Below are 18,145 nucleotides of genomic sequence, written 5' to 3' on the forward strand. Positions count from 1 at the left end.
CGCCGCTGCCGCGACAGCGCGTCGCAGTCATCTGGGGCCCGGGCAGCCCTCGAGCGCGTTGCGGACCGCGGCCACCAGCTCGTTGATGGTCACGGTCGCGCTGGCGTCCGGATCGGCGGCCAGGCAGGCGGCGACCGAGCTGCCGCTCACGGCGATGGCGACGCTGCGCACCAGCTCGTCGATGCCGACGGTGTGGTTGTCGTCGCAATCGCCCAGGCAGGCGGGGCCCGGATCGACGGTGCTGCGTCGCAGCGCGGCGCCGCCGGCGAGGGCATCGACGCTCACCAGGTCGGGCACGCGGCTGCGGTCGAGGTCGGCCGCGGCGAGCGCGATCGGCATCGGCCCCGTGGGCAGCTCCAATGCCGGCGCGAAGCCGCCGCCGCTGCCCCGGAGAACGGCGATGCGGTCGTCGAGGCAATTGGCCGTGGCGAGATCGACGTCGCCGTCGTGATCGAAGTCGGCGGCGACGACGGCGGTCGGGAAGGCGCCGGCCGGGATCCGGATCGGCGCCGCGAAGCTGCCGTCGCCGCGCCCCGGCAGCAGCGTGATGGCGTCGTCGCCGGTGGCGGCGACGGCGATGTCGGGCACGCCGTCGCCGGTGAGATCGCGCACCAGCGGCGTCCCGGGCTGCGCGCCGGTGGCGAAGCGAAGCGGCGGGGCGAAGCCGCCGCCGGGCGTGCCGCGCAGGATCCACACCGCGTCGTCGCCGATATTGACGCCCACCACCAGGTCGGCGGCCCCGTCGCGATCGAGATCCGCCGCGGCGATACCGGCCGGCCCGCCCGCCACCGCGATCGGCGGGTCGGCGGCGAAGCCGCCGGCGGCGGTGCCGCGCAGCACCAGCACGACGTCGTCGTAGCGGCTGGTCACCGCCAGATCGGGGCGACCGTCGCGATCGAAATCGGCGCTGGCGATGCCGCTCGGCGCCAGCAGGGTCGCGATCACCCGCGGCGCCGCGAAGCTGCCGTCGCCGCGCCCGGCGAGCAACGCGATGGTGTCGTCGACGTCGTTGGCGACCACCAGGTCGGCGCGATCGTCGCCGGTGACGTCGGCGGCCAGCAGCGCGCTCGGGGCGGCGCCGGGGCGCAGGGGCCCGACGCGCGCCGGTTCGCCGTCGGCCCGCATCAGGAACACCCAGACGCTGTTGGTGTCGGGCACGGCGATCGCGACGTCGACCCGGCCATCGCGGTCGAAGTCGGCGGTCGCCAGCGCGGCGCCGTGCCCCGGCGCGGGCATGGGGCGCGGCGGATCGAACGACAGCGCGCCGGCAGCGCCACTGACGAGCGAGGCCAGCGCCAGGGACAAGGGCACGCGCACGGCGTCGTTCGTAGCACGGCGCCGCCGGTGAGAGCACTCTCACCGCGGCCTGCCGGCATCTCGGCTTCGCTCGGCCGCTGTGCCAGAGATCGGCGGCCGGGGCGCGACGGTCGCATCCCGGGGATGCACGATCGGGAGGGCGCATGCGGCGCGCGATACTGGCGGTGGCGATGATGATGGCGTGTGCGGGCCGGAGCGGCGCCGCCTGCGTCGGCGACTGCGGCGGCGACGGCGAGGTGACGGTCGACGAGATGGTTCGCGGCGTGACCATCGCCCTCGGCAGCGGCCGCGTCGATCAGTGCCGAGCGTTCGACGCCGACGGCGACGGGACCGTCACCATCAACGAGCTGGTCGCCGCCGTCGGCAACGCGCTCGGCGGCTGTCCGCTCGTCGGCGCGACGCCGATCCCGACGCCGACGATGGTGGCGGTGACGCCGACCACGGCGGTGACGCCGACCATCGGCGCGGGCTGTGGCGACGGAACCTTCACGGTGACGATCAGCGACGTGTCGGGCGACAGCAACGTGAGCCGCGAGGCCTTCAGCGCCGGCAAGGGGCGGGCGGTGGATTCCGGGCCGGGGCCGTACGTGTGGGCGATCGCCGGCGAGCCGTGCGCGCGCCCGCTCGGCGAGGTCGTCCGTTCGTTCGCGATCAACGTCTCCGACGCCCCGGCGCGCCTGCTGCCCGGGACCTACGCGATCACGGTCTCGACGCCGCCGTTCATCCGAGTCGACTACCGCGAGAACAAGTTCGTGCCCGGCAACCCCAGTCAGAGCTTCAGCCACCAGTGGCTGTCCACCGGCGGAACGCTGGAGGTGAGCGACGCCGGTGGCGGCGCGGTGCGCGTGCACGCCCGCGGCGTCACCATGGACGTCGGCCCCACCTATCCCGGCGCGGTCGGCACCTTCAGCCTCGACATCAGCGGTACCGTCACGGTGACGCACAACTGAGAAGCCGCCGCCGGCGGCCAGTTCGCCGGCGCGCATCCCCGCCCCCGAGGGACCGCGGCCGTCCCGTTCGCTTGACAGCCAGCGCGGCGATCGGGGAACAGCACGGCCACGCATGGTGGAGTCGGATCTCGCCCATTGCGGGCATGCGAATCCCGATTCGGCGCGCTTCTGCGCCACCTGTGGACGGGCGCTGTCGCCCCGCTGCGCCGGCTGCGGCGCGACGCTGCCGGCCGCGGCGCGCTTCTGTTCGCAGTGCGGGCAGGCGGTCGGCGCCGCGGAGACCGCCGGCGCGGCGGCGGGCGAGCGGCGCCAGCTCACCGTGTTGTTCAGCGATCTCGTCGGCTCGACCGAGCTGGCGTCGCGCCTCGATCCCGAGGAGTACCAGGAGCTGGTGGGCGCCTATTACACCGCCTGCGGCGAGGCGGTGCGCACCCGCGGCGGCCACCTGGCGCAGTTGCTCGGCGACGGCGTGCTCGCCTACTTCGGCTATCCCCTGGCGCACGAGGACAGCGCCCGCCGCGCCGTGCTGGCGGCGCTCGACGCGCAGCGGGCCCTGGCCGCCCTGGCGGCGTCGTGCACGGCGCGCTTCGGCGTCGCGCCGGTGGCGCGGGTCGGCATCCACACCGGCGTGGTGATCGTCGCGCCGGTGCGCGCCGGCGAACGGCAGGCCACCGTCGCCCTCGGCGACGCGATGAACGTCGCGGCGCGGGTGCAGGCGCTGGCCGAGCCGAACACGGTGGTGGTCACGGCGGCGACCCGCCACCTGGTCGCGGAGGCGTTCGAGCTCGACAACCTCGGCTGCCACGCGCTGAAGGGCGTGCCGGAGCCGGTGGAGCTGCACCGCGTGCGCGGCGTGCGCGACGCGCGCAGCCGCCGCGCCGCCGGCGCCGCCAGCCGCGCCACGCCGTTCGTCGGGCGGCGGCACGAAGTGCAGCTCCTGCGTCGGCGCTGGGCGGCGGCGCGCGCCGGCGCGGGGCAGGTGGTGTTGCTGGTCGGCGAGGCCGGAATCGGCAAGTCGCGTCTCATCGCCCAGTTCCGCGACGACCCCGAGGTGGCGGCGGCGCGCTGGATCGAGATCGCGGCCGCGTCGGAGCTCGCCCACACCCCGTTCGGCATGCTGCGGCTCTTCCTCGACGACGAGCTGGGGTGGCCCGCGGGGTGGTCGGCGGAGGCGCGTCTCGACGATCTCGAGCGGCGACTGCGCGACGGCGGCATCGATCCGCGGGCGGGCCGGGCGCTCGGCGCGCTGCTCGAGCTGCCGGTCGAGGCGCGCTACGGCCACGTGCTGAGCACCGCCGAGCAGGAGCGCCGGCGGCTGATCGAGTCGCTGGTCGGCTGGCTGCGCGGCATCGGCCGGGGCGATCCGCGTCTGCTCGTGTTCGAGGACCTGCATTGGGCCGACCCGTCGACCCTCGAGACCCTCGGTCTGCTGGCGCGACAGATCGCCGGCGAGCCGGTGCTGCTGCTGCTGACCGCGCGATCCGATTTCACGCTGCCCTGGCCGCTGGCGGCGGACGACGCTCGGCTGGAGGTGAATCGGCTCTCCGCCTCCGAGGTGCGCGACATCGTCGCCCACGTCGCCGCCGATCGCGATCCCGTCGGCGCGGTGATCGAGGCGCTGGTCGAGCGGACCGACGGCGTGCCGTTGTTCGCCGAGGAGCTGGCGCGCGCCGTGTTCGAGCGCCATGACGACCACGCGGCGGCGGAGGGCGTGCCGCTGACGCTGCATGATTCGCTGCTGGCGCGTCTCGATCGCCTCGGGCCGGCGAAGGAGGTGGCGCAGATCGCGGCGGTCATCGGGCGCAGCTTCTCGCACGACCTCCTGGCGCGGGTGGCGGGGCTCGGCGCCGGCGAGCTCGACGCCGGCCTGGCGGCGTTGGCCGACGCCGGCCTGGTGCGGGTGCGCGGCGCGCCGCCGCAGGCGACCTACCAGTTCACCCACGCGCTGATGCGGCAGGCCGCCTACGACTCGCTGCTCAAGCGGCGGCGACGCGAGCTGCACGCGACGGTGGCGCAGACGATCGCCGCCGGCGACGAGGCGCCGGCCGAGCTCCTGGCGCAGCACTGGACGGCGGCGGGCGACGGCGTCCGGGCCACCGCGGCGTGGGCCGCCGCCGCCGAGCAGGTCTTCGCCCGCTCCGCCTTCCGCGAGGCGAGCATCCACTTCGCGCACGCGATCGAGGCGCTGCTGCTGTCGCCCGAGTCGCCGGAGCGCGCCGGCCGCGAGCTCGAGCTGCAGCTCCGCCTCGCCACCGCGCTCCAGTACGGCAAGGGGTTCGTGGTCCCGGAGACCGCCGCGGCGATGGCGCGGGCGCGCCAGCTCGGCGAACGCATCGGCAACGCCGAGCAACGCTTCTCGACCCTGCTCGGCATCTGGGGGCTGTCGCTCAGTCGCGGCGAGATCGCCGCCGCCGGCGAGCTGGCGGAGCAAATCCTGGCGATCGCCGAGGCGGAGGGGCGTCCGGCGATGCTGGCGCAGGCGTGCGGCACGCGGGCGGCGTCGCGCCTGCACCTCTGCGACCTCGCCGGCGCGATCGCCGCCGCCGACCGCGCCATGGCGATCCCGTCCGGCGACGACGGCATGGTGTCGGTGCTCAGCCACGGCGCGCTGCTCTACAGCGGCATCGCCCTGGCGCTCACCGGCCGCGCCGACCAGGCGCGGGCGCGCTGCGGCCAACTGCTGGAGCTGGGCGACGCGCCGGGGATGCGGCCCTTCGCCCTGGTCGCCAATCTCGTCGTCCACACCTGGCTGCGCGAGGTGGACGCGGTGCTGGCGTTCGATGCCCAGCTCCGGCGCGAGTGCGAAGCGCTGCAGATGCCGCTGTTCGCTGCCTGGGGGCGCATCTATGGCGGCTGGGCGCAGGCGATGCAGGGGCGCTGCGCCGCTGGCATCGAGGATCTCCGCCGCGGGATGGCGGAGCACGTCGGCTCCGGCCAGCGGCTGGGCTTCACCCAGTATCTCGGCCTGCTGGCCGAGGCCCAGCTCGCCGCCGGCGCGCTCGACGAGGGGCTGGCGGTGATCGACGACGCGCTCGGGGCGCGCGCCACCGAGGAGCGCTGGCACCACGCCGAGCTGCAGCGCCTGCGCGGCGCGTTGCGGGCGGCGCGCGGCGACGACGTCGCGGTGGTCGAGGCGGCCTACCGCGAGGCGATCGCGACCGCGCGGCGCGACGGCACGTCGCTGTTCGAACGCCGCGCCGCGACCGCGCTGGCGCGCCTGCTGGCGGCGCAGGGACGCCGCGACGAGGCGCGGGCGCTCCTGGCGCCGGTGCACGCCTCGTTCCACGAGGGGTTCGACATCGCCGATCACCACGCCGCGGCGCGCGTGCTCGCGGCGCTCTAGCCGTGGCGAGCGGAGAAGGGACGAACGCTCTGCGACATGGGGAGGCGGACGCGGAACCCGGGAGAGCGATGCGGCGTCGACGGCATGGCGAGCGAACCTCGGCGTGGACGGCGTCGCCACGGACAGTTCGGGTCACGCGCCGCCGCGGCGCTCGGCGGCTGTGCGCCGCGGCGTGGATCGGCTTCTGCGAGCCGGAAGGAGCGAAGGCATGGCCAAGTCGATCTGCATCATCGGCGGCGGCGCCAGCGGCGTCGGCCTGCTCTGGTGCCTCGCCAAAGCGGAACAGCTCGGGATGGCGAAACAGCCGTACCAGGTGACGCTGGTGCACACCCAGCGGCCGCCGCTGTCGCCCGGTGCCGGGGCGGCCGCGGGGGCGGCGGAGCGCGGATGGATCGGCGGCCATGCCTACTCGGTGCCGGTGACGGTCAACGGCAACCGCTACGACATCGACCTCGGCGTCCAGATGATCGCGCCGAAGATGTACCCGAACCTGCTCTGCATGCTGCGGCTGCCCGAGTTTCGCGACGAGGTGACGCTGCAGGACGTGCCGCTGAAGATCTCCTGCGCCTTTCCGCCGGTGAACGGCGTGACCCCATACTGGGGCAACTTCGCCGCCTACCAGGACACGCCAATGTACCGGCAGGGACGGCGGGACTGCGCGACCTTCGAGAAGCTGCTCGACTTCCCGACGACGCCCATGGCGACGCTGAAGGAATTCCTGGACGCGCGCCGCGACGCGTTCGAGGATCTGACCCGCTTCGAGCAGTACTTCCTCGATCCCTACATGAGCATCATGAACGGCTACGGCAAGTCGCTGCTCGGCCACGTGAACGTGCTCGAGGTCGCGCCGCTGTTCGACTTCGGCTACGCCGGCTTCACCGCGATCGGCGAGGGCTTCCAGCGCTTCGCCAAGGGGTCGTCGCACTGGATCCGGACCATGCTGGATCACGCCCGGGGCATTCTCGGTGACCACCTGACGGTTCGCACCGACACCACCGTGCGACAGCTCTGGCCGGGGGACGACTGCGCCTGGGTGCGCTGGGAGGACGCCGACGGCCACCTGAGCGAGCCGCAGCGCTTCGACTTCGTCGTCTCGTCGCTCGACATGAACGGCAACGCGACGATCCTCGACCACGCCGAGAACCGGTTGCGGAGCTTCTACCAGCCCTTCGTCGGCGAGCCGCAGGGCGACACCAACAGCGTGTGGAGCCTGATCCCCGGCTACTGCTACCTGCACCAGGACCGCTCGCTGCTGGCCCCCGGGTTGCCGGACCCGCCGCAGGAGACGCTGCAGTTCACCGGCTACTGGTCGCCGCCGGCGCAGCCCGGGAAGCCCTACGACATGTTCACCACCTTCACCACCTACGTCGAGCGCAACCTCATGGACGTGGCCGATCCGGATTTCGAGTACTACCTGACGATGTACGGATACGACCCGCGGACGCGTCCCGGCGTGCCCATCCCCGAGCGGGGCGTGCTGGCGCCGACGCCGATGAACTGGACGCACGGCATGTGGCTGCCGTTCTTCATGCGCGAGCAGAAGGAGCGGTTCCACACCGCGCAGGGCGTCAGCCGCAGCCACAGCCAGACGCCGTATCCGGAGCAGCAGGACACCCGCATCTACTTCGCCGGCAACAACCTGACGATGGACTCGGAGGAGGGGGCGTTGGTGTCGGGGATGGCGATCGCCCACTACGCCTTCGGCCTCGACCCGCTGCGGTTGCTCAACCCCGAGGGGGCCCTGGGCTGGGAGTACGTGTTCGCTGCCGCCGAGTACGCCTACCTCTACGAGCTGATGTTCCCCGGAGACCATCCGCTGATCGAGGGCGGCCTCACCGTCCTGCGCAGCCTGGCGAGACGGTGGTGAGCCTGCCGCTCACCCGCCGGCGGGCGGCGCGCATCGGCGGCTGGGCGTCGCTGCTGGTCATCGCCGGCCATACCCTGCTCGCCTACGTCGCCTTCGCCCGGGGTGAGATCCCGATCGCCAACCGGTTCGTGCGCTGGGAGCTGGTCAACCTCGAGCTGTGCTTCGCCCTGGTGGTGGGCGCGACCAGCATCCTGGCGATCCGCCACGCCGGGGCGCGGAGCCCGGACGGTCGCCAGGCGTGGGTGGCGACCACCGTGCTGGCGCTGTTGTGGACCGCCGACGCGCTCTACGCCTTCCTCGATCCGATGCCGATTCCGATCGGTCCGGCCTGGCTCCCCGGCCTGGTGCCGCTGCTGCTGGGCGCGCTGGCCCTGCTGTGCTGGATCGCGGTGCTGGCGCAGGAGGCGTGACCGCGCGCCGCCTCAGGCGCGGTCCCAGCCGCGCTGCTGGCCGTAGAAGATCGGGCCGCCGAGATACATCGCGAAGCCGATGCCGAAGACGAAGGCGAGGTCGCACTCCGCCTCGGAGGCGACGATCCCGCGGTCGCAGAGCTGGCGCGCCTTGGCGTAGAGCGCCCGGGCGCAGCGCTCGACGATCTCCTCGGCGCTGGCGACGCGACTGCCGCGATCCGGCACCAGGGCGGCCAGTCCTGGCCACTCGCCGGCCGGCTTGCCGTCACTGTACTCGTAGATGCCGGCGCCGTTCTTGATGCCGAAGCGCTTCTGTTCGCGCAGCGTCCAGGCGAGGGGCGCGAAGGGCAGCGTCTCCGCCGCGGCGATGGTGTCGAACATGCCGGCGGCGATGTCGAGGCCGGCCTGGTCGCCGAGCTCGAACGGGCCCACGGGGAAGATCGACTCGCGCATGGCCCGGTCGATGGCCGCCGCCGGCGTGCCCTCGCGGTAGAGCGTCTCGGCGGCGAGCATGTAGGCGGCGAGGCCGGCGTTGACCAGGAAGCCGGGCGAGCCGTCCCGCAGCAGCACCGGCGTCTTGTTGATGCGGCGCACGAAGGCGTGCGCGGTCGCGACGGCGTCGGCCGAGGTCTCGGGCGCGGCGATGACCTCGACGAGCTGCATCATCGGATGCTCGGCGGGGCTGAAGAAGTGCAGGTTGAGGAGCTGGCGCAGGTCGCCGCCGCCGGCCCGGAAATCGGCGCCGAGCAGCCCGGGTCCCATCGAGCTCGAGTTCGACGCCACCAGGGCGTCGGCCCGGATGACGCCGCCGAGGGCGCGGTAGAACTCGCCTTTGATCTGGCGGTTCTCCATGCGCGCCTCGATCACCAGATCGCAGTCGCGGAGGGCGGCGATGTCGGTGGCGACGGTGACGCTGCCCACCTTCTTGTCGACGTCGGCGGCGCTCATCGCCCCCTTCTTGACCGCGCGCCCGTACTTGGCGGCGAGCTTCTCCGGCACCGACGCGGCGAATTGCGCCAGCGGCACGTGGGCGACGACCTGGTAGCCGGCCTCCAGCGCCAGCCAGGCGATGGCATTGCCCATGTAGCCGTCGGCGCCGTCGACGCCGATCGTCTTCAGCGTCCGCGCCGCGCCGGGGAAGGACTTGGGCAGCTTCTGCACCGACTGCTGGGTGAAGAAGAAGCGCATGCCGGCACGCCCCTCGGGCGAGGTGCAGATGTCGATGAAGGCGTCGCGTTCGAGCGCGTTCGCCTCCTTGAGCGGCAGCGCCGCGCCCTTGGCCATCACCTCGAGGGCGACGTACGGGGCGCGCGGGTTGGGGCGGCCCATGGTCGCCTTCTGCACCATCGGCAGCACCATGGGGATCAGGCTCTCGGCGTTGGCGAGATCGGCCGGCGGCGTGCGGTCGAGGGACGGCAGCGTCTCGCGCAGGAAGCGCTCGGCGAACTGGTCCACGTCGGCGTCGCCGGGGATGACGGCGTCGATCATGCGGATCGCGGCGGCCTCCGCGGCGCGGAAGTTCTTTCCGGTGAGGACGGCGGTGAAGCCGGCGTCGCCGTTGATCGGGTCGCTGGCGTTGATCAGGCCGCTGCGCCGCGGCATGCGCTGCGTGCCGCCGAGGCCGGGGAAGATGTTGAGGCGGATCTCGGGGAAGCCGAGGGTGGACTTCGGCGTCGCGATGATGCCGCGGCAGGCGAGGGCGAGCTCGTAGATGCCGCCGAGGGCGAAGCCGTCGATCACCGCCAACCACGGCAGGGGTCCGTCCTCGATGGCATAGAGGACCTGGTGGCCGCGATCGATGAAGCCGCTCAACTGGCCGCGGTCGGCGTGCATCAGCTCGCCGATGTTCGCCCCGGCGCCGAGCCCGAACTTGTTGCCCGTGAGGATCACGCCCGCCAGCGGCGTCCTCGCGTGGATCGCCCCCAGCTCCCTGACCTTCGCATCGAGCGCCTCCACCGCCGCCGCCGAAAGCGTGTTCATGCCGCCGGAGTCGAAGGTGACGAAGGCGATGCCGTTGCGGATCTCGTGCGTGAACATGGTTCCCCCAGAAAGGAATTCCACCGCCGAGGCGCGGAGACGCCGAGAAGACCGCTTGTCGGCGGCCTCCGCGCCTCGGCGTCTCTGCGGCGACGATTCCTAGTCGTTGCGAGTGAGGTAGGTGTACTCGCTCAGGCCTTCTTCGTAGCGGCGGCGCAGGCGGGCGGATTCCTCGAGGGTGAGGCGGCCCTCGCGCATCGCCTGTTCGATGGTGCGGCGGACGCGCTCGATCATCGGGTGGCGGTCGTACTGGACGTAGCGCAGCACGTCGCTCACCGAGTCGCCCTCGACGACGTGCTCGACGACGTAGCGGTCGTCGGCGCCGAGGCGGACGTGTACCGCGTCGGTGTCGCCGAACAGGTTGTGGTAGTCGCCGAGGATCTCCTGGTAGGCGCCGACCAGGAAGACGCCGATGAAGTAGGGGCTGCCGTTGAACGGGTGCAGCGGCAGCGTCTCCTTGACGTCGCGTTGGTCGATGAAGCGGTCGATCTTGCCGTCGCTGTCGCAGGTGAGATCGGCGAAGACGCCGCGCCGGGTCGGCTTCTCGTCCAGGCGGTGGATCGGCATCACCGGGAAGAGCTGCTTCACCGCCCAGTGGTCGGGCGCCGACTGGAAGACGGAGAAGTTGCCGTAATAGGTGTCGGCGAGGCCCTTCTCGAGCGGCTCGAGGTCGTCCGGGACGTACGGCATCTCGCGGGTGATGCGGAGGATCTTCTCGCAGCAGTCCCAGAACAGGCGCTCGACGCGCGCCCGCACCCGCAGGTCGAGCAGGCCGAGGGCGAAGAGCGTCGTCGCCTCCTCCTTGAGCTGCAGGCTGTCGTGGTAGGCCTCCTGGACGTTCTTCTGCGAGATGCCGGCGTAGACCTCGGCGAGATCCCTGATGACCTTGTGGTCGCTCGCCTGCGCCGGTTCGGGGGCCTTGCCGGAGAGCATCTCGTGCACGCCGAGGACGTCGAAGATCAGCACCGAGTGGTGCGCCACCATCGCCCGCCCGGCCTCGGTGACGATGTCGGGGTGGGGGACGCCGCGCGCGTCGCAGGCCTCCTGGATGAAGGCGACGACGTCGTTGGCGTACTCCTGCACCGAGTAGTTCATCGACGAGTGGAAGTTGGTCGAGGAGCCGTCGTAGTCGACGCCGAGGCCGCCGCCGACGTCGACGTAGCGCGGCCTGGCGCCGAGGTCGTGCAGGCCGACGAAGATGCGGCTCGCCTCGCGCAGGGCGTCCTTGTGGGCGCGGATGGCGGTGATCTGCGAGCCGATGTGGAAGTGCAGCAGCTCGAGGCAGTCGAGCATGCCCTCGGCGCGCAGGCGTTCGACCGCCTCGACGATCTCGACCGCGGTGAGGCCGAACTTCGAGCGGTCGCCGGTGGACTCGATCCACTTGCCGGCGCCCTTGGTGCTCAGGCGGGCGCGGACGCCGATGTGCGGGCGGATGCCGAGCTCCTGCGAGACGCGGATGATGAGGTCGACCTCATGGAAGCGGTCGACGACGATGATCGGCGTGCGGCCGAGGCGCTGCCCGAGCAGCGCCGTCTCGATGTACTTCTTGTCCTTGTAGCCGTTGCAGACGATGAGGGCGCCCGGGGTCTCGCACAGCGCCATGGCGATGAGCAGCTCCGGTTTGCTGCCGGCCTCGAGGCCGATGCCGCTGGCCGCGCCGTACTCGACGATCTCCTCGACGACGTGCCGCTGCTGATTGACCTTGATCGGGTACACGCCGCGGTAGGTGCCGCGGTAGCCGTATTCGCCGATGGCGCGATTGAAGGCGCCGCACAGGCCCTGGACGCGGGCGGCGAGGATGTCGGAGAAGCGGATCAGCAGCGGCGGGCGCAGGCCGCGCTGCTGGAGATCCTGCACCAGCTCGAGCAGGTCGATGCGCGCGCCGTCGAGCCGCGGCTGCACCTCCAGGCGTCCCTTGGCGTTGATCGAGAAGAACCCCGCGCCCCAGGTGGGCACGTTGTAGAGCTCCAGACAGTCCCGAACCGTCCACGCGCGCATCGTCTTCCCAGGTCGCCTCCGCCGTCGCTGATCAAAAGCGTCTCTTCATAACGCGCAGGGGGGACAAACGGAATAGGGCGACCGCGGCGGCGCGGCGCGGAGGGAGCGAGGACGCGTCCCTCCGCGCGCGCCGCGGTGCATCGAGAGGGGTGAGTGATGGGTCTCGAACCCACAACCCCCGGAGCCACAGTCCGGTGCTCTACCGTTGAGCTACACTCACCAGCGGAACGGCGAGAGTAAGCAAAGTCAGGCGGCGAAATCCAGCCACGGACGGGCGCGCGCTCGTTCGGGCGGCGGGCGCGGGCGGGTGGCCATTCGGCGATCGGCATCATAGGAGGACGACATGGGGGCGATACGGTCGTTGGCGCTGGCGACGCTGGCCGCGGTGGCGTTCGCCGGCTGCGGCGGCGATGGCGGGCAGGGACCGGCGACGCCGAGCGCGACGGCATCGGCCACCGCCACGGCGACGCGCGCGCCGAGCGCGACCGCGAGCGCCGCGCCGTCGCCGAGCGCGACGCGGCCGCCGGCGGCGACTGCCACCGCCACCGCCACGCGCACGGCCACGGCCTCGCCGCCGGCGACCGCCACCGTCAGCCCGACCGCCTCGCCGACGGCGACGGCCACCGAGGCGCTGCTGCGGCTGCCCGATCTGCACGCCGAGCCCGACGCCGAGCGCGGCGGGCGCATCGTCGACGCCGAGGGGCGCGAGGTGCTGCTGCGCGGGGTGAACGTCAACGCCCTCGCCGAGTACTGGCAGTACGGCGAGTTTCCCACGGTGTTCCCGTTCACCGCGGACGACGCCGACCGGATGGCGGCGATCGGCTGGAACACCGTCCGCCTGCTCCTCTCCTGGTCGCGCGTCGAGCCCGCCCCGGGCCAGTACGACGCCGCCTACCTCGAGCAGGCGCGCGCCGCGGTGCGCCTGCTGGCGAGCCGCGGGCTCTACACGATCCTCGACCTGCACCAGGACGCCTGGGGCCCGACGCTGGCGGCGCGCCCCGACGAGGTCTGCGCTCCGCCCGCCACGCCCGCCTTCGGTTGGGACGGCGCGCCGGGCTGGGCGACCCTCGATGGCGGCGCCGCGCGCTGCGCCGCCGCCGGCATCCGCGAGCTCAGCCCGGCGGTCAGCGCCGCCTTCGCCGCCTTCTTCGCCGACGCCGCCGATGGCACCGGGATCGGCGTCCGCAGCCGCTACGCCGCCATGCTCGGACACGTCGCCCGCGTGCTCGGCGCCGAGCCGGGGGTCGCCGGCTACGATGTGATGAACGAGCCCAACGCGTTCTCCGAGGCGCAGATCGCGGCGCTGGGCGACCTCTATGCCGACGCCATCGCCGCCATCCGCGTCGGCGAGCGCGACGGCGGCAGCCCGCCGCGCCTGGTCTTCTTCGAGCCCAGCGCGGTCTGGGCGCTGCTCGGCCTCGGCGCGACGCCCGACTTCGCGCGCGACCGCGACGTCGTCTACGCACCGCATCTCTACCAGGGCGGGCTCGACGGGCAGCCGCTGGCTCCGGCCTTCGCGCAGGCGCGCGAGGAGGCGAAGCGCTACGGCGGCGCGCCGGTGCTCAGCGGCGAGTGGGGCAGCGACCCCCGCCGCGCCTCGAACCCCGAGGACCCGTACTTCCTGGAGCACCAGCGGCTGCAGGACGAATGGCGCATCGGCGCCACCCTGTGGACCTGGCGCGAGTCGTGCGGCGACCCGCACAAGGCCGGCGACGTGCGCGCCGGCAATGTCCCGTACGTCTGGGGCGAGTTCGAGGTCGACTGTGCCAGCAACGCCGTCACCGGCGTGCGCCAGGACCTGGTCGACCAGCTCACCCGCGCCTACGTCCGCGCCGCGCCGGGACGGCTGACGGAGTCGACCTACGAACCGGACACCGGCCGCCTCACCGCCGGCGGCGACGAGGCGCCGGCCGGCGCCGAGCTGCTGGTGTTCTTTCCGCTCGGGAGCGGCGGCGGGGCGCGGATCCTCGGCGGGGGCTTCACGGACGTCCGCTCGATCCACGCCGCCCCCAACCATCTCCTCGTCGTCGGATCCGCGACCGGTGGCGCCTGGCATCTCACCGTCGAGCGGGCGGGGCCAGTCGTCGACGGGGTCTCGAACGCGACGCGCGCCAGGTAGGAATCGAACCTACGACCCGCAGCTTAGAAGGCTGCTGCTCTATCCACTGAGCTACTGGCGCGGATGCCGCTGCGCGCGAATGGTCGGGGCGAGCCGATTCGAACGGCCGACCCCCTGCTCCCAAGGCAGGTGCGCTAACCAGGCTGCGCTACGCCCCGTCACCTCATCGCGTGCGCCGGGGCTAACAGAGGGTCATCGCGAAATCAACGCAACGGCGCGCGGGCGGCGCCCGCCGCCAGGAAGGCGCGCAGGCGCGGGCGCAGCGCCGCGACGGCGCGGGCGCGGTGGCTGAGGCGGTCCTTCTCCGCCGCCGACATCTCGGCGAACGTGCGGTCGCCGACGACGAACACCGGGTCGTAGCCGAAGCCGCCGCCGCCGCGCGGCGCCTCGGCGATGCGTCCCTCGCAGCGGCCCTCCGCCAGCAGCTCGCGGCCGTCGGGGTTGGCGACGACGATGGCGCAGTGGAAGCGTGCCGTGCGCCGCTCCGCCGGCACGTCGCGCAGCCGCTGCAGCAGCAGGGCGACGTTCGCCGCGTCGCCCGATCCCGCCCCGGCGTCGGCGGCGAAGCGCGCCGAGCGCACACCGGGCAACCCTCCGAGGGCGTCGACGGCCAGGCCGGAGTCGTCGGCGATCGCCGGCAGGCCGGCGTGGCGTGCCAGCGCGTGCGCCTTGCGGCGGGCGTTGGCGAGGAAGGTGTCGCCGTCCTCGACCACCGGCGGCAGCTCCGGGTAGTCGGCGAGCGAGCGCCAGGTGAGGGCCGGGTCGTCGAGCAGCGCCCGCAGCTCGCGCAGCTTGCCGGCGTTGCCGGTGGCGGCGACCAGGATCACACGACGCCGGTGGCGCGCAGGACCTCGCGTTGGCGTGCGCCGAGGATGGCGATCGCCTCGCTGCCCAGCGTCGTCAGTCGGGTGAGCTGCGCCGCCGTGAACGGATGCGCCTCGGCGGTGCCCTGGACCTCGATGTAGGCGCCGGCGCCGGTCATCACCAGGTTCATGTCGACGTCGGCGGTGCTGTCCTCGGCGTAGCAGAGGTCGACCAGCACCTCGCCGGCGACGATGCCGACGCTGACCGCGGCGACCGTGTCGGTGAGCGGGTTGGCGGTGAGCACGCCGCGCTCGCGCAGCCGGTGCAGCGCCAGGGCGAGGGCGACGTAGCCGCCGGTGATCGAGGCGGTGCGGGTGCCGCCGTCCGCCTCGATGACGTCGCAGTCGATCCACAGGGTGCGCTCGCCGAGGGCCCGCATGTCGGTGACGGCGCGCAGACTGCGGCCGATGAGGCGTTGGATCTCGTGCGTGCGCCCGCCCACCTTGCCGCGCGCCGACTCGCGCGCGATGCGGCTGCTGCTCGAGCCCGGCAGCATGCCGTACTCGGCCGTCACCCAGCCGCGGCCGCTGTTGCGGAGAAACGGGGGCACGCTCTCCTCGACCGACGCGGTGCAGATGACGCGCGTGCGCCCGACCTCGATCAGCACCGAGCCGTCGGCCTGGCTGATGAAGTCGGGGACGATGGTGAGCGGACGGAGATCGGCGGCCTGGCGGCCATCGGCGCGGAGAGCCATAGCCGCTGCGTGTAGCCGGTATCGCCGTGACGGTCCACGGCACCGGGCGGGGCGAGGAGTGGGCACCGCATGCGACATGCGGTGGCAAACGAATGTGACGCAAATTCGCCTCGGTGAAAAAAGCGGTTGAGGCGCTCTCTGCTCATGTTATTTTTTCGTCACTGAGAGATCGAGCTCACGGACGGAAGGGGCGCAGCGCATGGAAAACTTCACGATCAAGGGCAATCACCCGGTGATGGAAAAGATCCTCAGCATCTGCCAGCGCGTCGCCGCCACCGATTCGACGGTGCTCATCATGGGAGAGAGCGGCACCGGCAAAGAACTGATCGCCCGTTACATCCATGCCCACAGCCGCCGGATCAATCAGCCCTTCATCGCCGTGAACTGCGGCGCCATTCCGCCCGACCTGCTCGAATCGGAGATGTTCGGCCACGAGCGCGGCGCCTTCACCGGCGCCGTGGGGGCGCGCATGGGCATGTTCCAGCTCGCCAACGGAGGGACGATCTTCCTCGACGAGATCGGGGAGATGACGGCGCCGCTGCAGGTCAAGCTGCTGCGCGTCCTCCAGGAGCGGGAGATCCGTCCGGTCGGCGCCGACCGCTCGGTGAAGGTCGACGTGCGGGTGATCGCCGCCAGCAACCGCGATCTGGCGAACGAGGTGGAGAAGGGGCGCTTCCGCGAGGATCTGTTCTACCGCCTGCAGGTCATTCCCGTCCTGCTGCCGCCGCTGCGCGAGCGGCGATCGGACATCCCCATCCTCGTCCAGCACTTCCTCGACAAGTACAACTCCAAGCACGAGGGCCGGCAGTGCCACGTCGCGGACGATGCGATGGTGCACCTGTGGGAGTACGATTGGCCGGGCAACGTGCGCGAGCTCGAGAACCTGATCGAACGCATGGTGGTGCTCAGCGAGGACGGCGTCATCCGCGTCGACAGCCTGCCGCCGAACATCCGCTCCTTCATCTCCGAGAAGAAGATTCCGCGTCCGACGCTGACCGAGGAGGGCATCGACCTGAACCGCGCCGTCGAGGAGTTCGAGTATCGCCTGATCGACGAGGCGCTGCGCCGCACCAAGGGGAACAAGCAGGCGGCCGCGCGCCTGCTCGGGCTCAAGCGCACCACGCTGGTGGCCAAGCTGCGGCGCAAGACCGGCGGCGGCGGCGAAGCCGAAGGCTATCTGATCTGACGCCCGGGGGAGGAGCGTGCACATGGACGAGCAGAAGAACGGCAAGGCGGCGCACGGGCGCATCCTCATCGTCGACGACGATCCCAACACCCTGGAAATCCTCCGTCGCTGGTTGAACCGCGAGGGCTACGCCACGGTCAGCGCCGACAACGGGCCGGCCTGCCTGCAGGCGCTGAGCACGGAGGCGGTCGACGTCATCGTCCTCGACGTCATGATGCCCGGCATGGACGGGCTCCAGGTGTGCGAGCGCCTGCGCGCCAGCGAGGCGTGGCGCGGCATCCCGGTGGTGCTGCTCACCGCCAAGGACGACATCGAGACCCGCGCGCGCGGCATGATGCTCGGCGTCAGCGAGTACCTCACCAAGCCGGTCAACAAGCTCGAGCTCTTCGCGCGCCTGCAGGCGCAACTGCACAGCCGCGAGCTCGAGCGCCGCATGGAGGCCACCGCGGCGACCGTCGCGGGGCTGGCGAAGAAGTAGCCGTCGGGCGCCAGCCGTCGGCGCTCCACCCGAGTGGCACCCGCCGCGGCGCGGCGGTATGGAGGGAGGCATGGCCTCCCGTGAGCCGGCCAGCGCGCTGACGGCCTCCGATCCGCTGCGCGCCGCGCGCATCGTCCTCGTGCGCCCGCGCGGCGCGGCGAACGTCGGTGCGGCGGCGCGGGCGATGAAGAACCTCGGGCTCGCCGAGCTCGTGCTGGTGCGGCCGGCGATTCCGCGCCTGGCGGCGGCCGAGCGCATGGCGGTGCACGCGCGCGATCTGGTGCGTGGCGCCCGCCTCGCCGACACGCTGCCGGCGGCGGTCGCCGACTGCCATCTGGTGGTGGGCACGACCTGCCGCCGCGGCGGCTACCGGGCCGAGGTCGACGATCTCGGCGCCCTGGCGCCGGCGATGGTCGCGCGCGCGGCGACGGGGCCGCTGGCGATCGTCTTCGGCCCCGAGGATCACGGCCTGTCGAACGCCGACCTCCGCCACTGCCATCGCGTGTGCGCCATCGACACCAGTGCCGCGTACCCGTCGCTGAACCTGGCGCAGGCGGTCCTCCTCGTCTGTTGGGAGCTGCGGCGGGCGGCGCAGGCAGGCGCGCCGGCGGTGGGCGGGGCGCCGGTCGCGCCCGCGGCCGAGGTCGCCGCGCTGCTCGCGCACCTGCGGGCGGCGCTGCTCCGCATCGGCTACCTGAACCCGCAGAATCCGGATCACGTCATGCACGCGCTGCGCGGCATCCTCGGCCGCGCCACCCTGACGCCGCACGATGTCCGCCTGCTGCGCGGCATGGCCCGGCAGATGGAATGGGCCGGCTCGCGGGCCGCCGGGACGCCGTCCGCTGGCGCCGCGCCGAGCAGGCGCCGGGCGCGCGCCTGAGC

At 72.7% G+C, this 18,145-nt stretch carries 13 protein-coding genes and 3 tRNA genes; 8 read left to right on the forward strand and 8 right to left on the reverse strand.

What is annotated here, in order from left to right:
* Positions 1 to 27: 27 nt before the first annotated feature.
* Complete coding sequence (locus tag KF840_24015; protein MBX3027971.1) at positions 28 to 1,317, reverse strand: VCBS repeat-containing protein; 1,290 nt, start codon at positions 1,315 to 1,317, stop codon at positions 28 to 30.
* A gap of 143 nt (positions 1,318 to 1,460) precedes the next feature.
* Between KF840_24015 and KF840_24020 the strand changes: the two genes are divergently transcribed.
* From KF840_24020 to KF840_24035, 4 genes are all read left to right on the forward strand, one after another.
* On the forward strand, positions 1,461 to 2,267 hold the full coding sequence (locus tag KF840_24020) for a hypothetical protein (protein ID MBX3027972.1): 807 nt from the start codon (positions 1,461 to 1,463) through the stop codon (positions 2,265 to 2,267).
* Positions 2,268 to 2,379: 112 nt separating this feature from the next.
* Complete coding sequence (locus KF840_24025; protein MBX3027973.1) at positions 2,380 to 5,610, forward strand: AAA family ATPase; 3,231 nt, start codon at positions 2,380 to 2,382, stop codon at positions 5,608 to 5,610.
* A gap of 208 nt (positions 5,611 to 5,818) precedes the next feature.
* Positions 5,819 to 7,477, forward strand: a complete 1,659-nt coding sequence (locus tag KF840_24030) for a hypothetical protein (GenBank protein MBX3027974.1) — start codon at positions 5,819 to 5,821, stop codon at positions 7,475 to 7,477.
* Entirely contained in the window at positions 7,474 to 7,887 is a 414-nt protein-coding gene (locus KF840_24035) for a hypothetical protein (protein ID MBX3027975.1), read from the forward strand. The genes KF840_24030 and KF840_24035 overlap by 4 nt, the downstream gene beginning before the upstream one ends.
* Before the next feature lie 12 nt (positions 7,888 to 7,899).
* On the opposite strand, the gene KF840_24040 is transcribed toward KF840_24035, so the two are convergent.
* The 3 genes from KF840_24040 to KF840_24050 all read right to left on the reverse strand — a co-directional run bounded on the left by KF840_24040 (position 7,900) and on the right by KF840_24050 (position 12,142).
* Positions 7,900 to 9,924 carry an enoyl-CoA hydratase/isomerase family protein gene (locus KF840_24040; GenBank protein MBX3027976.1) on the reverse strand — a complete coding sequence of 675 codons (2,025 nt, stop codon included), beginning with the start codon at positions 9,922 to 9,924 and terminating at the stop codon, positions 7,900 to 7,902.
* A 99-nt stretch (positions 9,925 to 10,023) separates the two neighbouring features.
* A complete protein-coding gene (gene speA / locus KF840_24045) occupies positions 10,024 to 11,922 on the reverse strand; it encodes a biosynthetic arginine decarboxylase (protein MBX3027977.1) in 1,899 nt (632 codons plus the stop codon).
* A 148-nt stretch (positions 11,923 to 12,070) separates the two neighbouring features.
* Positions 12,071 to 12,142, reverse strand: a tRNA-His gene (locus KF840_24050).
* 123 nt (positions 12,143 to 12,265) lie between these two features.
* On the opposite strand from KF840_24050, the gene KF840_24055 reads away from it, so the two are divergent.
* Positions 12,266 to 14,041 (forward strand): cellulase family glycosylhydrolase, encoded by a 1,776-nt coding sequence (locus KF840_24055; GenBank protein MBX3027978.1) that lies wholly within the window; start codon positions 12,266 to 12,268, stop codon positions 14,039 to 14,041.
* Here KF840_24055 and KF840_24060 read toward each other — a convergent pair.
* The 4 genes from KF840_24060 to rph all read right to left on the reverse strand — a co-directional run bounded on the left by KF840_24060 (position 14,030) and on the right by rph (position 15,599).
* Positions 14,030 to 14,102 (reverse strand) — tRNA-Arg (locus KF840_24060). The genes KF840_24055 and KF840_24060 overlap by 12 nt on opposite strands.
* Before the next feature lie 19 nt (positions 14,103 to 14,121).
* Positions 14,122 to 14,199 (reverse strand) — tRNA-Pro (locus KF840_24065).
* 45 nt (positions 14,200 to 14,244) lie between these two features.
* A complete protein-coding gene (rdgB, locus tag KF840_24070; GenBank protein MBX3027979.1) occupies positions 14,245 to 14,868 on the reverse strand; it encodes an RdgB/HAM1 family non-canonical purine NTP pyrophosphatase in 624 nt (207 codons plus the stop codon).
* Positions 14,865 to 15,599 carry a ribonuclease PH gene (gene rph / locus KF840_24075; protein ID MBX3027980.1) on the reverse strand — a complete coding sequence of 245 codons (735 nt, stop codon included), beginning with the start codon at positions 15,597 to 15,599 and terminating at the stop codon, positions 14,865 to 14,867. The genes rdgB and rph overlap by 4 nt, the downstream gene beginning before the upstream one ends.
* A gap of 199 nt (positions 15,600 to 15,798) precedes the next feature.
* On the opposite strand from rph, the gene KF840_24080 reads away from it, so the two are divergent.
* From KF840_24080 to KF840_24090, 3 genes are all read left to right on the forward strand, one after another.
* Entirely contained in the window at positions 15,799 to 16,785 is a 987-nt protein-coding gene (locus tag KF840_24080) for a sigma 54-interacting transcriptional regulator (GenBank protein ID MBX3027981.1), read from the forward strand.
* 22 nt (positions 16,786 to 16,807) lie between these two features.
* Positions 16,808 to 17,263, forward strand: coding sequence for a response regulator (locus KF840_24085; protein MBX3027982.1), 456 nt, complete (start codon positions 16,808 to 16,810; stop codon positions 17,261 to 17,263).
* Positions 17,264 to 17,333: 70 nt separating this feature from the next.
* Entirely contained in the window at positions 17,334 to 18,143 is an 810-nt protein-coding gene (locus KF840_24090; GenBank protein MBX3027983.1) for a TrmJ/YjtD family RNA methyltransferase, read from the forward strand.
* Positions 18,144 to 18,145 lie beyond the last annotated feature (2 nt).

Source organism: bacterium (assembly GCA_019637795.1).
In the GTDB taxonomy this organism is placed as follows: Bacteria; Desulfobacterota; Binatia; order HRBIN30; family CADEER01; genus JAHBUY01.

Bases quoted from the DNA above. Each gene is read 5' to 3' on its own strand.
- KF840_24090 (MBX3027983.1), top strand. From the start codon at position 17,334: ATGGCCTCCCGTGAGCCGGCCAGCGCGCTGACGGCCTCCGATCCGCTG.
- KF840_24020 (MBX3027972.1), top strand. From the start codon at position 1,461: ATGCGGCGCGCGATACTGGCGGTGGCGATGATGATGGCGTGTGCGGGC.
- speA (MBX3027977.1), bottom strand. From the start codon at position 11,922: ATGCGCGCGTGGACGGTTCGGGACTGTCTGGAGCTCTACAACGTGCCC.
- KF840_24025 (MBX3027973.1), top strand. From the start codon at position 2,380: ATGGTGGAGTCGGATCTCGCCCATTGCGGGCATGCGAATCCCGATTCG.
- KF840_24030 (MBX3027974.1), top strand. From the start codon at position 5,819: ATGGCCAAGTCGATCTGCATCATCGGCGGCGGCGCCAGCGGCGTCGGC.
- KF840_24040 (MBX3027976.1), bottom strand. From the start codon at position 9,924: ATGTTCACGCACGAGATCCGCAACGGCATCGCCTTCGTCACCTTCGAC.
- rph (MBX3027980.1), bottom strand. From the start codon at position 15,599: ATGGCTCTCCGCGCCGATGGCCGCCAGGCCGCCGATCTCCGTCCGCTC.
- KF840_24080 (MBX3027981.1), top strand. From the start codon at position 15,799: ATGGAAAACTTCACGATCAAGGGCAATCACCCGGTGATGGAAAAGATC.
- KF840_24085 (MBX3027982.1), top strand. From the start codon at position 16,808: ATGGACGAGCAGAAGAACGGCAAGGCGGCGCACGGGCGCATCCTCATC.
- KF840_24055 (MBX3027978.1), top strand. From the start codon at position 12,266: ATGGGGGCGATACGGTCGTTGGCGCTGGCGACGCTGGCCGCGGTGGCG.